The organism is Kitasatospora sp. NPDC089509, assembly GCF_044749365.1.
Lineage (GTDB): Bacteria > Actinomycetota > Actinomycetes > Streptomycetales > Streptomycetaceae > Kitasatospora.
Window position 1 is genome coordinate 257,198 of the sequence record NZ_JBIVHS010000001.1, and the last position, 15,415, is coordinate 272,612.

A 15,415-nucleotide genomic window follows, 5' to 3' on the forward strand; every position below is an offset into this window, starting at 1 on the left:
CGGTGATGCGGGCGTCCAGGTCGCCGATGAGGGCGTCGAGGTCGGTGAGCGCGGCGATCTCGGGCATGGTTCCTCCTTCAGGAGTGGTGTTCGGTGCGGGGTCCGGCGCCCGCCGGTCCCTTGCGGGGCCGGGGGACCGAGGCGGCCGTCCGGGGGAGGCCCCGGACGGCCTGGGGGGTGGTCAGCAGAGCACCCCGGTACAGAGCGCGACGGTGTCGCAGGCCAGGACGGTGCAGAGGCCGCTGCAGCCGCCGGTGCTGGCCTCGGGGGTCGGCAGGGTGGTCTCGGTGATGCGGGCGTCCAGGTCGCCGATGAGGGCGTCGAGGTCGGTGAGCGCGGCGATCTCGGGCATGGTTCCTCCTTCAGGAGTGGTGTTCGGTGTGGACCGCCCCGGTGGCCCGCCCACGGGGAGCGGGCGTACCGGGGACGTCGGGTTCGCCGCGCAGGGCGGCGACGGCGGGTTCCGCGAGTTCCTCGACGGCCCGGCCGAGCGGCAGTCGGAGCAGTAGTTGGGCGGCGACGGCGGCGCCGCCGTGCGCCGGGTCGCGCAGCAGCAGCCCGTCGGGGGCCGGGAGCATCTCCTCGACCAGCAGGTCCGCGCCGGGGTGGCGGGTGCAGATACGTTCCAGCAGGGCGACCGTGGTCACCGCCGCGAAATCCACGGGCACCGGCTTCGCCTGGGCCGCGGCCCGGACGAAGGCGAAGCGGGGCAACCCGGCGTCGCGGGTGAGCCCGGCGAGGGCGCGCACCTTGGTCAGGTCGTCGTCGCCCGGCCGCCACAGCCGGGCGGCCGGGACCCGCCGGAGCGCGGGGGCGATCACCAGGGCGCCGCCGCCGACGGTCACCCGGGGCAGCCGCTCCGGGGCGGGGAAGGCGCCCTCCAGACCGTCCAGGCGGATCAGACGGGAGCACGCCGGGTGGCCCGCGGGCAGCAACAGCCGGGTCAGGACGTCGTACGGGGGCAGCGGCGTGCGGGTGGCGTGGTGGACCGGCAGCAGCCGGCAGCCGTCGGCCTCGGCGATGATCCGGGTGCCGGCCCGGCGCAGGGTGATCCGGTCCAGCGGCAGGTAGCGGGCGGTCAGGCCGTCCCGGCCCTGGTAGGGCAGCGGATCGGGGTCCCCGGTCCACCAGCCGGTGGTGACCGGCCGTCGGACGGCGTTGGCGGCGCGCTCGGCGAGCGGCGGCACCAGCAGTTCGACGAAGCGCGCCCCGGACCGCCGCTCCACGGCGGCGAGGAAGGCCCGGTAGTCGCGCAGACTGCGGTAGCCGTCGTGCAGGGTGTGCAGCGCGTCGGCGAACCGGGCGTCCAGCACGCCCGCCGGTGAGGCCGTCTCCAGGACCGCGACCGGGCCGGGCCCCGGGAGCGGGCGCAGCAGGCAGTCCAGGGGCCAGGGCGGCAGGGCCGTCGCGGCCGGGGGCGCGCCGAGTGCGTCCAGCAGGTCGTCGTCCAGGTCCACCGTCCCGGCGTCGGCCCGGGCGGCCAGGTGGGCCAGCAGTGCGGCGTAGCCGGAACCGGGGGACTCGGCGGGGTGCCAGCCCGGGTGGCGGCGCAGCGGCTGCGGCGGCGGGGCGTCGTCGTCGGGCAGGCAGTGGGCGAGGAGCTCGCCGAGCGGGCACGGCCGTTCGGTGAGGTCAGCCAGGGCGGCCGGCAGCCGGTGCGGGTCCGGTCCCGCGAGCCGGTCGGCCTCCCGCAGCCAGGCCACCCGGGCGGCGGTGCCGAGGGCCCGCTCCACCTGGCGGGCGGCCGCGCCGGACACCGCCGAGGCGGTGCTGCGGTAGGAGTCGGTGAACCACGCACGGGCGGAGTCGCCGGAGGAGGCATGGGAGGGGCCGGGGCCGGCACCGGGGTCCGGCACCGGCTGCGGCAGGGTGCCGCCCGCGCGGAGGTCCGCGGTGGGTCGCCAGCCGGTGGTGAGGCGGCGCGGGGGCTCGCAGGCCTGGAGCACGCCGAGTCCGAGCAGGTGCGCGAGGAAGCCGCGCAGCACCGTCGCGGGGGTGCCCGCCGGGGTCGCCGCCGGGCCCAGCAGCGCCGCTTCGAGGTCGGCCAACGGGAGCGGCCCGCCGCCCAGTCGGGCCAGGACGGCGTCCAGCGGGAGGGTGCGCCGCAGGACGACCCGGCGCATCCGGGTGCGTTCGCGCGGGTCGATCACCCAGCAGCGCAGGACCCCGGTGCCCGGGGGGCCGTCCGTCGGCTGGAGGAAGTGCAGCGGGGCCAGCGCCAGCAGCGTGGCCCGGTCCGCCGTCCGCAGGTCCAGGCCGCCGAGCCGGGCGCGCACCCCGTGGACGTTCTCGACGGCCTCGGCCGCGACCCCGCCGAGGAACGCGTCGGGCGGGAGGAGACGCAGCAGGGCCCTGTCGCCGCCACCGGCTCCGTCCGGCGGGGCGACCGGGACCAGGGTGACCTGGCCGACCCAGCCGCGCGGGGTGGTCTTCGCCGCGGCCCGCCCGAGCGCCCGCCACACGTACGCCGCCCGCTTGCGCAGCCGTTTCCCGCCCCAGGACTCGCCCGCGGTCAGGCGTCCGTGGACGTCGTCGGCGGCGCCGGGCTCCGTGCCGTCCAGGAAGTCCCGCATGACCGGGGACGCACAGACCAGGGACCAGCCCAGCGCACCGACGCGCTCGCGCTCGTCCGCCACCGCGTCCGTCAGCCGCCGCAGGACGGCGGGGACCGACGCGGCCTCCTCGCCCAGCCGTACGGCGTCCGCGACGAGGTCGCGGGCGGCGGGCAGGCGCCCCAGCAGTCCGCAGTCGGCCGGGCCCGGTGCGGCGCCGGAGTGCAGCCGGCGGCGCAGGGCCAGTACGGCGCGGCGGTCGGCGGGGGTGAGGTCGGGGTGCGGCACCACCGCGGTGCCCAACTGCTCGGCCAGCGCCCGGGATCGCCCGGCCCGCCGGTCGTCCTGCCGGGCGAGGTCGGCGAGCCGGGCGAACAGCTCCGGGTTGCCCGCCGCCGCCCACGCCTCCAGCGGCAGGCCGGCCACCCGGAGCAGCGCCGTGCCGGCCGGCCCGAGGGCCTCGCCCGCGTTCGGGTCCACATCCACGTCCCGGTCCATGTCGACGTCCACGTCAGAACCCCCCTTCGTCGGCGAGCGCGTGGGTCAGCAGGCTCTGTCGGGCCAGGGAGAACCGCCCCCGGTTCCAGTGGAAGACGACGTAGTGGGCGGCGGCCCGGCGCGGGCCGATCACCGCCTCACCGGAGTCGAAGTAGCCGGTGCGCCAGGCCTCGGCGGCCCGGCGCACGGCGCTGCCGTCCGCCTCGACCGCCGCCCGCCGCTGCGGCGGGAGCGACGCGAGCAGGTCGGCGCGGCCGGTCCGCCAGACCGCGCGGATGCCCGCGGCAGCCCGCCGGGTGTCGTCGTCCGGCTCGGTGCCCAGCCGGCGCCCGATGTCGTCCCGCAGCACCTGCCAGACCCCGCGGTGCTCCCAGCCGACGATGCCGAGGCCGTCGAGGAGTTCACCGAGGAGGTACAGGGAGAACCGCCAGTCCGCGAGCGCCTCCGGCCGGCCCGGTGCGGCGGCGTCGTGGTGGTCGAGCCAGGCCAGGGAATCCACCGTGAACAGGTCGTGGACGTACCGCATCGACCGCGGGCCGCCGAAGAGATAGGTCTCCGGCTCGTAATTCCCGCACCGCGGCGGAGCCGACCAGCCGTCCACCGCACGGAAGCGGCGGGTGAGTTCCGCGCGCAGTTCCGCACACGAGTCCGCCGAATCCGGGTGGCCCACCTCGAACCGGACCCGCAGTCCCGGTGGTTTGTGCATGAAGAAGAAGGAGCGGGCCGCGCCGGCGGCGATCAACTCGCGGGCCGTGTCCGCGACGGCGCGGTACGTCCGCTGCGGCGCGGCCGGGCCCGGAGTGAGGTTGAGCTGGACCCAGCCGTCCTCCGGCCGGTCGCCGCGCAGCGCGGCGAGTCCGGCGGCCAGGAAGGTGCGGCGCGCTGCTTCGTACCCGGGGTTCGCGGAATCGACCGGTACTGTTTCCCGCGGAACGCCGCGAATGTCCTGGAGGCAGTCGGCCAGCAATCGTTCGACGTCCACCATCGCGCCCCACCTCCTCGTGATGTCTGCTGCTCCTCCTGGTTTTCCGCGATTCGGCCGGATCGAAAAATGGAAGACAAATACTCATATGATCAAAAAGATTGCGCCCCGTGCGCGCATGCGAGATCGTGCGCCGGAGAAACATCGAGGAGCGCATTCGAGGAGCGCCGGCCGTCCTCAGGAGGTCCGTTGAACATCCCCGGTCCCGAGCCCCGTCCGGACGGCGGGGTGGGCGCCATCGCGCGGGCGGGCGGACTGCACGCCTACCAGCTGTGGCTGCACGCCGAGTACGGTCCGGTGGCGCGCTTCCAACTGCCCGGCGCCGACACCGCCGTGTCGATAGCCGACCCGGTGCTGCTGGAGGCCGCCGTCGGTCTCGACGAGCGGCCGGAGCGGCTGTTCTCCTTCCTGGACCCGCTGTTCGAGGCGGGCAACCTCCAGGTCCTCCCGGCCGACGAGCACGAGCCGTGGCGCCGGCTGCTGCTCGGCGTGCTGGCCGGACGGCCCGCGCACGAACGGCACTTCGCCCGCTTCACGGCCCTGGCGACCGAACTCGCCGACCGCTGGGCCGCGTTGCCCGCGGGCCGGCCGGTGGAACTCCAGCGGGAGCTCACCGCGCTCTCGCTGCGGATGATCTGCGCCTTCGCGCTGGGCGGCGAGGTCGAGGACCCGGACGGCGTGGTCGAGGCCTTCGAGACGGTGCTCGCCGGGCAGTTGGAGCGGCTGTACCGGCCGCCGGGTGCGGTGGCCCCGGCGGAGGGCGCGGAACGGACCGCCCGGGCACTCGCCGTCCTGCGGCGGACCGTCGACCGGGCGGTCGCGGCCCACCGCGGGGGCGGTCCCGGCGGCGATCGCAGCGATCTGATCGGCGCCCTGGTCGAGGCCGGTGAGCACCCGGCGCGGATCCGGGACACCGTCCTCACCGTCCTGCTGGCCGCCCACCACACCACGGGCGTGGCCGTCTCCTGGACCCTGCACCTGCTCGCCGGGCACCCCGGCGCGGCCGGGCGGGTCACCGCCGAACTCGACCGCGTCCTCGGCGACCGCGACGTGCCGGACCACGCCGACCTGCACCGGCTGCCGTACCTGGAGATGGTGCTCAAGGAGTCGCTGCGCCGCTACCCGCCCGGCCCCTACGGTGCCCGGCGGACGGCCGCGCCGCTGACCGTCGGCCCGTACCGGCTGCCGGCCGGGGCGGTGGTCTTCCTCCCGATCCGGGCCGTCCACCTGAACCCCGCGTACTGGCCGGAGCCGGAGCGCTTCCGGCCCGAGCGGTTCGGCCCGGAGGAGTCGGCCGGGCGGCACCGGCTGGCCTGGATCCCCTTCGGGATGGGTCCGCGCGCCTGCGAGGGGGCCCGACTGGCCACCCTGGAGGCCCTGTTGCTGCTGGCCGTGCTGCTCAAGCGCCTCCGCTTCCGGCCCGTGCCGGGGCACCCGGTGGTGCCGGTCGAGCGGTTCGTCCTCTGGGCGGCCGAGGACATCCGGATGCTGGTGGGCCCACGGGCGGAGCGCGGCCCGGACCGGAGCTGAACTGCACTGGAAGAGAAGGTGGTTGGGCGACCGGCACGGGTGGCGGACCGACGCGGCGGTGGCCTCCGGCCGGGGTGGTCGACGCCCGAGGTCGAGCCCGGGTCCACCCTTCGCCAAGTTTTGGCAATGATTTCCATCTAGGCCCCGATCGGCCTGGTTGTGAAAATCGTTTCCACCTAGGGTGGGCGGCGTCCACCGACGCCGGACCCCGCCCGCAGGGCAGGGCCGGCAGGCACTGCGAGGAGTAGCCCGCCCATGAGCACCGCCCCGTCCCGCCGCAAGCCACTCAGCGTCGTCCTCGGCGCCGGCGCCGTCGTCGCCACGCTCGCGACGGCCACCGCCTGCTCGACCTCCTCCCCGGCGAAGACCGCCTCCGCCGCTCCGAGCGCCTCCGGCGGCAGCTCGAAGGTCATCCAGGTCACCGCGGCGGAGAACTTCTGGGGCTCGATAGCCACCCAGCTCGGCGGCGACCACGTGAAGGTCACCAGCATCATCACCAACCCCGACACCGACCCCCACTCCTACGAGCCGACCGCCGCCGACGGCCGGACCGTCGCCGCCGCGGACTACGTGATCAGCAACGGGATCGGCTACGACGCCTGGACGGACAAGCTGCTCGCCGCCAACCCCGGCTCCGCCCGCACCGCGCTCAAGGTCGGCGACCTGCTGGGCAAGAAGGAGGGCGACAACCCGCACCAGTGGTACTCGGCGGAGAGCGTCAGCAAGGTGATCGACCGGATCACCGCCGACTACAAGAAGCTGGACCCGGCCGACGCGGCCTACTTCGACACCCGGCAGAAGACCTTCACCACCCAGACCCTCGCCACGTACCACCAGCTCGAAGCCGACATCAAGGCCAAGTACGCGGACACCCCGATCGGCGCCTCCGAGTCGATCGTCACCCCGCTCGCGGAGAGCGTCGGCCTGAAGCTGCTCACCCCCGAGACCTTCCTGGACGCGGAGAGCGAGGGCACCGACCCGACCGCCGCCGACAAGGCCGCCATCGACCAGCAGATCGCCGCCAAGCAGATCAAGGTCTACGTCTACAACACCCAGAACTCCAACCCCGACGTGGTCGCCCAGGTCAACGCCGCCAAGGCGCAGGGCATCCCGGTCGCCCAGGTCACCGAGACCCTCGCCCCGGCGAACGCCACCTTCCAGGACTGGCAGACCCAGGAGCTCCAGGGCCTCGCCGACGCGCTGAAGCAGGCGACGGGCAAGTGAGCATCCACCCGACCGAGAAGGTCCGTACGGAGTGGGGACGCGGCACCGAGCCCGGCGCGGAGCCGGTGCTGTCGCTGCGCGGGGCGGCCGTGCGGGTGGGCGGGCGGACCCTGTGGTCGGGTGTCGATCTGACCGTCGGGGCCGGGGAGTTCACCGCTGTCCTCGGTCCCAACGGGGTCGGGAAGTCCACCCTGGTCAAGGTCCTGCTGGGCGTCCTCCCGGCGGCCGCCGGCGAGGTCCGGGTGCTCGGCGCGGCGCCCGGCGAACGCAACGCCGCGGTCGGCTACCTGCCGCAGCGGCGCAACTTCGACGCGAGCGTCCGGATCCGCGGGACCGACGTGGTGCGGCTGGGGCTGGACGGGGATCAGTGGGGGATCCCCGTCCCGTTCCTGAACCGCGCCGAGCACCGGGCCGCCCGCCGACGGGTCGAGGAGGTGGTCGAGCTGGTCGGCGCCACCGGCTACGCCCACCGGCCGATCGGCCAGTGCTCGGGCGGCGAGCAGCAGCGGCTGCTGATCGCCCAGGCGCTGATACGGCGCCCCCGGGTGCTGCTGCTGGACGAGCCGCTGGACAGCCTGGACCTGCCCAACCAGGCGGCGATCGCGGCCCTGTTGGGCCGGATCTGCCACCAGGAGGGGGTGTCGGTGGTGATGGTCGCGCACGACGTGAACCCGATCCTGCACCAGCTGGACCGGGTGGTGTACATCGCCGAGGGCGGCGCCCTCTCCGGCACCCCGGCCGAGGTGATCACCACCGCGACGCTGACCAGGCTCTACCGCACGCCCGTCGAGGTGCTGCGCACCAGCGACGGACGGCTGGTGGTGGTCGGCCAGCCGGAGGCCCCCGCGGTCCACAGCGACCGGCACGCCCACAACCACGATCACGCAAGCGGGAACGGAGACGGCCGTGCTGCTGGCATCTGACGCGACCGCCCCGGTCTTCGGCTGGAACCTGGTCGCCGACTTCCAGGACATGTGGTCCTACGCCTTCATGGTGAACGCCTTCCGGGCCGGCCTGGTGGTGGCCGTGGTCTGCGCCGTGGTCGGCTGGTTCATGGTGCTGCGCCGCCAGACCTTCGCCGGGCACACGCTCTCCGTCGCCGCCTTCCCCGGCGCCTCGCTGGCCGTGCTGGCCGGCTTCTCCACCTCGCTCGGCTACTTCGGCTTCTGCGTCGCCGCCGCCCTGGCGATAGCCGCGCTGCGGCGCAGCGGCTCGGAGGAGTCCGCCGTCACCGGCACCGTGCAGGCCTTCGCGCTCGCCTGCGGCTACCTGTTCATCAGCCTCTACAAGGGCCTGCTGGAGGGGCCGACGGCGCTGCTGTTCGGCAGCTTCCTGGGCATCACCACCGGCCAGGTGGTGACCCTCGCGGTGGTCGGCGCCCTGGTGCTGGCCGTGCTGGCGGTGATCGGACGGCCGCTGCTGTTCGCCTCGGTCGACCCGCAGGTGGCGGCCGGACGCGGCGTCCCGGTCCGGCTGCTGGGCACGCTCTTCCTGGTGCTGCTGGGCGCGGCCACCGCCGAGGCGAGCCAGATCACCGGCACCCTGCTGGTCTTCGCGCTGATGGTGATTCCGGCGGCGACCGCCCAACAGCTCACCGCCCGGCCCGGGTTGAGCGTCCTGCTGGCCGTCCTGCTGGCCCTGGCGGCCTGCTGGGCGGGGCTGGTCGCGGCCTACTACCGCCCGTACCCGCTCGGCTTCTTCGTGACGGGCTTCGCCTTCGCCGGGTACGTGCTGGCACACCTGGTGCGGTTCGCCCGCGAGGCACTGGGCCGCCGGGCCCGGCCGGCCGCCCTGATCGGAGCCGCCGCATGAGCGCGGTCATCACCCAGGCCTTCTTCCAACACGCCCTGCTGGCCGGGACGTTCATCGCGCTGGCCTGCGGGCTGGTGGGGTACTTCCTGGTGCTGCGGGCGCAGATCTTCACCGGCGACGCGCTCAGCCACGTCGCGTTCACCGGCGCGATGGCCGCCCTGGCCGGCGGCTACGACCTGCGGCTCGGGTTGTTCGCCGGGACGATCGGGGTCGGGCTGCTGATCGGCGGACTCGGCCGCAAGGGCCGGGCGGACGACGTGGTCATCGGCAGCGTCTTCGCCTGGATCCTCGGCCTGGGCGCCTTCTTCCTGACCGTCTACACCACCTCCCGCAGCGGCGCCCAGGGCGGCGCCGGGACGAGCGTGCTGTTCGGCTCGATCTTCGGGTTGCACGGCGACCAGACCGGCACGGCCGTCCTCGTCGCGGGCGTGATCTGCCTGGTCCTGCTGCTGATCGCCCGGCCGCTGCTGTTCGCCACCCTCGACGAGGCGGTGGCCGCCGCCCGGGGCGTGCCGGTCCGGCTGCTCGGCTTCGCCTTCCTCGCCCTGGTCGGCGCGACGGCCGGCGAGGCCACCCAGGCGGTCGGCTCGCTGCTGCTGCTCGGCCTGCTCGCCGCCCCGGCGGGTGCGGCGATCCGGCTCACCGACCGGCCGTTCCGGGCCCTCGCGTTCTCCGCCGGGCTGGCGGTCGCGGAGATGTGGGGCGGACTGCTGCTCAGCGCGGCCGCGCCGAAGCTGCCGCCGAGTTTCGCCATCATGGCCGTCGCCAGCGCCGTCTACGCGGCCACCTTCCTGATCCGCCCGACCCGCGCCGCCCGCCCGGTGCCGGCCTGAACCGGAGGCGGACCGTGACCGAAGCGCCCACCAGCGCGCTGACCGAGGCCTTCCGCCGTGCGTCCGAGCGACGGTCGGCCCCGGGCCCGGGCGAGCAGCCCGCGGCCGCACCGAACGACGGACTCGGCCGACTCACCCCGCAGCGTGCCGAGGTGCTCCGGGCCCTGGCGGCCTGCGAGGACTTCGTCAGCGCCCAACTCCTGCACGCGGGCCTGCTCACCACCGGCTCCCGGGTCGGCCTGAGCACCGTCTACCGCACCCTGACCGCGCTCGCCGCCGTCGGCCGCGCGGACGTGGTCCGCGACACCAACGGCGAGAAGCTGTTCCGCCACCGGCCGGGCGCCGACCACCGGCACTACCTGATCTGCCGCCGGTGCGGGCTCAGCCGACCGGTCGACGCCGCCCCCGTGGAGACCTGGGCCGACCACATCGCCGCGACCTCGGGCTTCGCGGACGTCCAGCACACCGTGGAGCTTTCGGGGGTCTGCGCCGACTGCCGGACGCGCGACTGACCGCCGCCCGGGCCGACCGCGCGCCCGGGGACCCCGCCGTCCGCAGGATCCGCAGATTCGCAGACCGATCGGGTACGGATTCCACACCTTGGCATGCTGGTTCACCGGCCGTCCGGCGGGCAGGCTCGTTCACGTAACCCCTGAGTCGCACGCTCATGAGGAGTCCCGTGATCGAGCACCACGTCCGTGTCCACCCCAGCGCCGACCGGCTGCCCCGCGAGGAGCAGCTCGCCTGGAAGCTCGCCGCCGTCGCCACCGCGACCGAGGAGCTCGACCCCGGGAGCGCGGCGATGGCCGTCAACCGGGTCATCGACAACGCCTCCGTCGCGGTCGCCTCGCTGCTGCGCCGCCCGGTCGCGGTCGCCCGGGCCCAGGCCACCGCCCACCGGGCCGGCGCCCCCGGCGCGTCCGTGTTCGGCACCGGGCGCCGGGTCCCGCCCGAGTGGGCGGCCTGGGCCAACGGAACGGCCGTGCGCGAGCTGGACTTCCACGACACCTACCTCGCCGCCGACTACTCCCACCCCGGCGACAACATCCCGCCGCTGCTGGCCGTCGCCCAGCACACCGGCCGCACCGGCGCCGACCTGCTGCGCGGCATCGTCGCCGCCTACGAGGTGCACGTGGCGCTGGTGCGCGGCATCTGCCTGCACGCCCACCGGATCGACCACGTCGCCCACCTGAGCGCGGCCACCGCCTGCGGCATCGGCACCCTGCTGCGGCTGCCGACCGAGACCGTCTACCAGGCCGTCCAGCAGGCCGTGCACACCACCACCGCGACCCGGCAGTCCCGCAAGGGCGAGATCTCCAGCTGGAAGGCGTACGCCCCGGCCTTCGCCGGGAAGGCAGCGATCGAGGCGGTGGACCGGGCGATGCGCGGCGAGACCTCGCCGTCCCCGATCTACGAGGGCGAGGACGGCTTCCTCGCCTGGATGCTGGACGGCCCGCAGTCGGACTACACGGTGCTGCTGCCCGGGGTGGGCGAGCCGCGCCGGGCGATCCTGGACACCTACACCAAGGAGCACTCCGCCGAGTACCAGGCCCAGGCGATCATCGACCTGGCCCGGCGGCTGCGCGAGAAGACCGGCCCGCTGGAGCGGGTGCGCTCGGTGGTCCTGCACACCAGCCACCACACCCACCAGGTGATCGGCTCCGGCGCGGGCGACCCGCAGAAGTACGACCCGACCGCCAGCCGGGAGACCCTCGACCACTCGATCCCGTACATCCTCGCCGTGGCCCTGGAGGACGGCGTCTGGCACCACGAGCGCTCCTACGCCCCCGAGCGGGCCCAGCGCCCGGAGACCGTCGCACTCTGGCGGAAGATCGGCACGGTGGAGGACCCGGAGTGGACCCGCCGCTACCACGACCCAGACCCGCAGCGCCGGGCCTTCGGCGGCCGGGTGGTGATCACCCTGGACGACGGCTCCGTCATCGAGGACCAGCTCGCCGTCGCGGACGCCCACCCGGCCGGCGCCCGCCCCTTCGACCGGCCCGCCTACCAGGGCAAGTTCCGCACCCTCACCGAGGGCGTGGTGACCACCGCCGACCAGGACCGCTTCCTGACCGCCGCCGCCGGCCTCGGCGACCTGCGCGCCGCCGACCTCGACGAGCTGTTCCCCGCCGTCGACACCGAGGCCGTCCGCGCCTTCGACGCGACCCTCCCGAAGGGACTGTTCTGATGTCCCGGCCCGAGAGCCGCCTGCTGCACACCCGCACCACCCCCGCGCAGCGGCGCCGCGCCTTCCGCGAACAGCTCGCCTCCGGAAGGCTGCTGCGCATCCCCGGCGCGATCAACCCGCTCTCCGCCCGCCTGATCCAGGACACCGGCTTCGACGCGGCGTACCTCTCCGGCGCGGTGCTCGCCGCCGACCTGGGCCTGCCGGACATCGGTCTCACCACCTCGACCGAGATCGCCCAGCGCGCCCAGCAGACCACCCGCGCCACCGACCTGCCGGTGCTGATCGACGCCGACACCGGCTTCGGCGAGCCCATGAACGCGGCCCGCACCGTCCAGCTCCTGGAGGACGCGGGGCTGGCCGGCCTCCACCTGGAGGACCAGGTCAACCCCAAGCGCTGCGGCCACCTCGACGGCAAGACCGTCACCCCCCGGGAGGAGATGGTCCGACGGATCAGGGCCGCCGTGGACGCCCGGCGCGACCCGGACTTCCTGCTGATGGCCCGCACCGACGCCCGCTCGGTGGAAGGACTCGACGCGGCGATCGAACGGGCCAGGGCCTACGTCGACGCCGGAGCGGACGCGATCTTCCCCGAGGCCCTCGCGGACCTCTCCGAGTACGAGGCCTTCCGCAAGGCGGTCGACGTGCCGCTGCTCGCCAACCTCACCGAGTTCGGCAAGACCCCGCTGCTGGACACCCGCACCCTGGAGAACCTGGGCTACAACATCGCCCTCTACCCGGTCACCCTGTTCCGGCTGGCCATGGGCGCGGTCGAGGACGGCCTGCGCACCATCGCCGCCGAGGGCACCCAGGCCTCCCTGCTGCCGCGCATGCAGCCCCGCTCCCGGCTCTACGAACTCCTCGGCTATGAGGAGTACGGGGCCTTCGACTCGGCCGTCTTCGACTTCACTCTTCCGCCCGGCACCTGACGCACCGGAGGCACCAGCACCATGAACGAGATCCATCGCGGCCTCGCCGGTGTCGTCGTCGACACCACCGAGATCTCCACCGTCATCCAGGAGACCAACTCCCTGACCTACCGCGGCTATCCGGTCCAGGACCTGGCCGCCCACCGCTCCTTCGAGGAGACCGCCTTCCTGCTCTGGTACGGCGAACTGCCGGACGAGGCCCAGCTGCGGGAGTTCCGCGCCCGGGAACGCGCCCTGCGCCCGCTCGACCGCACCACCGCCGAACTGCTGGCCAAGCTGCCCGAGACCTGCCACCCGATGGACGTGCTGCGCACCGCCGTCAGCTTCTTCGGCGCCGAGGACCCCACCGAGGACGACGGCCGCCCGGCCCCCCACCTCGCCAAGTCCCTGACCCTGCTGGCGAAACTGCCCACCGTGGTCGCCGCCGACCAGCGCCGCCGCCGCGGCCTGGACCCGATCGCCCCCGACCCGGAACTCGGCTACGCCGAGAACTTCTTCCACATGTGCTTCGGCACGGTGCCCGCCCCCGAGGTGGTGCGCTGCTTCGAGATCTCGCTGGTGCTGTACGCCGAACACAGCTTCAACGCCTCGACGTTCACCGCCCGGGTGGTCACCTCCACCCTGTCCGACCTCTACAGCGCCGTCACCGCCGCGATCGGCGCGCTCAAGGGCCCGCTGCACGGCGGCGCCAACGAGGCGGTGATGCACATGCTGGACGAGATCGGCGACCCGGCCCGCGCCGCCGACTGGCTGGACGGGGCGCTGGCCGCCCAGCGGAAGATCATGGGCTTCGGCCACCGCGTCTACAAGCACGGCGACTCCCGGGTCCCGATCATGCAGGCCGCCCTGGACCGGCTGGTCGAGCACTCGGCCGACCCCGAGGCCACCCGGCTGGCCGCCCTGCACGCCGCGCTGCGCCGGGCGATGCTGGAACGCAAGGGCATCCACCCCAACCTCGACTACCCGGCCGGGCTGGCCTACCACCTGATGGGCTTCGACACCCCGGTGTTCACCCCGATCTTCGTGATGAGCCGGATCACCGGGTGGACCGCCCACATCACCGAACAGCTCGCCCACAACGCCCTGATCCGCCCGCTGGCCCAGTACGACGGTCCGGGCCAGCGGGCGGTACCGGCCGCCGTGTAGTCAGGCCCGTCCGGCCCGGCCGGGGCTCAGGAGGGGACGGAACAGGTGACGGCCGGTGCCGCGTCGTCCTCCTGGCCGGGCCGCATCACCTGCACGTTCGTGAGCAGCGCCTCGACCACCTCGTCCAGGTCGAGGCGCTTCTCCACGGCCCGCAGCTGGCCCAGCCGCGCCCCGGTGCTGACCTGGGGCGGGGCGAGCAGGCTGCAGCAGTCCTCGTCCGGCAGGACGGAGATCTCCGCCGTGCCGAGCGCCCGGGCCTGGTCGATGATCTCCTGCTTCTCCCAGCCGATCAGCGGGCGCAGCACCGGCAGCGTGGCGGCCTGGTCCACGGCGGCCAGGTTGGCGAGGGTCTGGCTGGCGACCTGGCCGAGGCTGTCGCCGGTGACCAGGGCCTGGGCGCCGGTGGCGCCGGCCAGGGCGCAGGCGGTGCGCACCATCAGCCGACGCTGGGCGACCACCTGGAGGCGCCCGGCGCCCGCGACGGCCAGCTGCTTCTGGGCCTTGCCGAGGGAGACCACGTGCAGCTCGCCGGGCGGTTGGTAGCGGTTGAGCTCCCGGGCCAGGGCGTACGCCTTGTAGACCGAGGAGGGGTTGGTGTACGGCGCGCCGCTGAAGTGCACGAAGTCGCAGGCCAGTCCGCGCCGCATGGCCCGGTGCGCGGCGACCGGCGAGTCGTAGCCGCCGGACAGCAGCACCAGCGCCCGTCCGCTGGAGCCGACCGGCAGCCCGCTCAGCCCGGGGTGGCGCTCGGCGGACAGATAGGTCTCACGGTGCTCGATCTCGACGGTCAGGGTGACGTCGGGCGCGGTCAGGTCGACCCGCAGTCCGGGGATCCGCGGCTGGAGGAACGCGCCGAGGTGGCGCTCCAGCTGGGTGGAGGTCAGGGCGAAGCCCTTGTCCCGGCGCCGGACCCGGACGGCGAAGCCGGTGGTGGCGCGTCCGGCGCAGGCGTCGCCGAGCACCGTCAGGGCGTTGGCCTCAACGGATTCCAGCGTGCTGGGCACCCGCAGGGCCGGCTCGACCGCGTTGAACCCGATCACCGTGCGGGCCCGGGCCACCAGGTCCTCGACCGGCACCTGCCCGCCGAGCACGGTGATGGTGTGCGGGGTCCGGATCCAGGTCGAGCCGCCTATCCCGCGCAGCGCGACCCGCAGGTTGTCCTCCAGCCGCTGGACGAAGCGCTGGCGGTTGCGGCCCTTGAGGACCACCTCGCCGTGTTTGAGCAGCACGCAGGGCCCGTAGGGCTCGGTGGCGCCGCGTGGCGAGGGCAGCCGTGCGCCGTCGGTCAGGTGGTCCATACAGAAGTCCCAGTCGTCCCAGTGGTCCCGGTGTCGCTCCGAGCGGGGAGGACGGCGGCGCGCGCAGCGGCGTCCGGGCGGCGGTCCGACGGACGGACCCGCCGGACCGGGGGTCCGTACGAGGGCCACGCGGCCCTCCCTCGGGGCCCCGGAGCGCGCACGCCGCCGTTCGGCGTGCGCACCGGTGGCAGGTCTTCGGACTCGCGGGCCGGTCCTCCCGGGGAGGACGCCTACTGGCCGTCGCTTCCCGGGCCCGTTTCCCGGGCCCAGTGCGGATGACGGCGGTCGTTCCCGCTCACCGCTGCGGGGCAGTCCCGGACTGGCCGTGTGAACGGCGTCACCGGGTTCCCTCTTGCCTCCCCGGGAGCGCGGGGCGCCCGGTGAACCACCAGCGGATCAACCCTACAGGCGGGGCGGTCCTGCCCC

At 74.6% G+C, this 15,415-nt stretch carries 13 protein-coding genes and 1 riboswitch; of the genes, 9 read left to right on the forward strand and 4 right to left on the reverse strand.

Going from position 1 to position 15,415, the window contains the following annotated elements; translation table 11 throughout:
• Nucleotides 1–181 precede the first annotated feature (181 nt).
• From ACIP4P_RS00950 to ACIP4P_RS00960, 3 genes are read right to left on the reverse strand one after another with little or no spacing between them, the layout of a single operon-like run.
• Nucleotides 182–352 (reverse strand): hypothetical protein, encoded by a 171-nt coding sequence (locus ACIP4P_RS00950; protein ID WP_400913361.1) that lies wholly within the window; start codon nucleotides 350–352, stop codon nucleotides 182–184.
• Nucleotides 353–362: 10 nt separating this feature from the next.
• Nucleotides 363–3,062, reverse strand: a complete 2,700-nt coding sequence (locus tag ACIP4P_RS00955; protein WP_400913363.1) for a lantibiotic dehydratase — start codon at nucleotides 3,060–3,062, stop codon at nucleotides 363–365.
• 1 nt (nucleotide 3,063) lies between these two features.
• Nucleotides 3,064–4,035 (reverse strand): thiopeptide-type bacteriocin biosynthesis protein, encoded by a 972-nt coding sequence (locus tag ACIP4P_RS00960; protein WP_400913365.1) that lies wholly within the window; start codon nucleotides 4,033–4,035, stop codon nucleotides 3,064–3,066.
• A 186-nt stretch (nucleotides 4,036–4,221) separates the two neighbouring features.
• On the opposite strand from ACIP4P_RS00960, the gene ACIP4P_RS00965 reads away from it, so the two are divergent.
• From ACIP4P_RS00965 to ACIP4P_RS01005, 9 genes are all read left to right on the forward strand, one after another.
• Complete coding sequence (locus ACIP4P_RS00965) at nucleotides 4,222–5,562, forward strand: cytochrome P450 (RefSeq protein WP_400913368.1); 1,341 nt, start codon at nucleotides 4,222–4,224, stop codon at nucleotides 5,560–5,562.
• Between the two features lie 255 nt (nucleotides 5,563–5,817).
• On the forward strand, nucleotides 5,818–6,786 hold the full coding sequence (locus ACIP4P_RS00970) for a metal ABC transporter solute-binding protein, Zn/Mn family (RefSeq protein WP_400913371.1): 969 nt from the start codon (nucleotides 5,818–5,820) through the stop codon (nucleotides 6,784–6,786).
• Nucleotides 6,783–7,709, forward strand: coding sequence for a metal ABC transporter ATP-binding protein (locus ACIP4P_RS00975; protein ID WP_400913373.1), 927 nt, complete (start codon nucleotides 6,783–6,785; stop codon nucleotides 7,707–7,709). The genes ACIP4P_RS00970 and ACIP4P_RS00975 overlap by 4 nt, the downstream gene beginning before the upstream one ends.
• Entirely contained in the window at nucleotides 7,693–8,598 is a 906-nt protein-coding gene (locus tag ACIP4P_RS00980; RefSeq protein WP_400913374.1) for a metal ABC transporter permease, read from the forward strand. The genes ACIP4P_RS00975 and ACIP4P_RS00980 overlap by 17 nt, the downstream gene beginning before the upstream one ends.
• A complete protein-coding gene (locus ACIP4P_RS00985) occupies nucleotides 8,595–9,431 on the forward strand; it encodes a metal ABC transporter permease (RefSeq protein ID WP_400913377.1) in 837 nt (278 codons plus the stop codon). Before ACIP4P_RS00980 ends, ACIP4P_RS00985 begins: the two co-directional genes overlap by 4 nt.
• A 14-nt stretch (nucleotides 9,432–9,445) precedes the next feature.
• Nucleotides 9,446–9,943, forward strand: coding sequence for a Fur family transcriptional regulator (locus tag ACIP4P_RS00990; RefSeq protein WP_400913379.1), 498 nt, complete (start codon nucleotides 9,446–9,448; stop codon nucleotides 9,941–9,943).
• Nucleotides 9,944–10,110: 167 nt separating this feature from the next.
• Nucleotides 10,111–11,619, forward strand: coding sequence for an MmgE/PrpD family protein (locus ACIP4P_RS00995; RefSeq protein ID WP_400913381.1), 1,509 nt, complete (start codon nucleotides 10,111–10,113; stop codon nucleotides 11,617–11,619).
• 20 nt (nucleotides 11,620–11,639) lie between these two features.
• A complete protein-coding gene (gene prpB, locus ACIP4P_RS01000) occupies nucleotides 11,640–12,545 on the forward strand; it encodes a methylisocitrate lyase (RefSeq protein ID WP_350515493.1) in 906 nt (301 codons plus the stop codon).
• 21 nt (nucleotides 12,546–12,566) lie between these two features.
• A complete protein-coding gene (locus ACIP4P_RS01005) occupies nucleotides 12,567–13,691 on the forward strand; it encodes a bifunctional 2-methylcitrate synthase/citrate synthase (RefSeq protein ID WP_400913383.1) in 1,125 nt (374 codons plus the stop codon).
• A gap of 26 nt (nucleotides 13,692–13,717) precedes the next feature.
• Here the strand turns inward: ACIP4P_RS01005 and thiI are convergent, their stop codons facing one another.
• A complete protein-coding gene (gene thiI, locus ACIP4P_RS01010) occupies nucleotides 13,718–14,989 on the reverse strand; it encodes a tRNA uracil 4-sulfurtransferase ThiI (protein ID WP_400913385.1) in 1,272 nt (423 codons plus the stop codon).
• Nucleotides 14,990–15,157: 168 nt separating this feature from the next.
• Nucleotides 15,158–15,394, reverse strand: a riboswitch (cobalamin riboswitch).
• Between the last annotated feature and the right edge of the window lie 21 nt (nucleotides 15,395–15,415).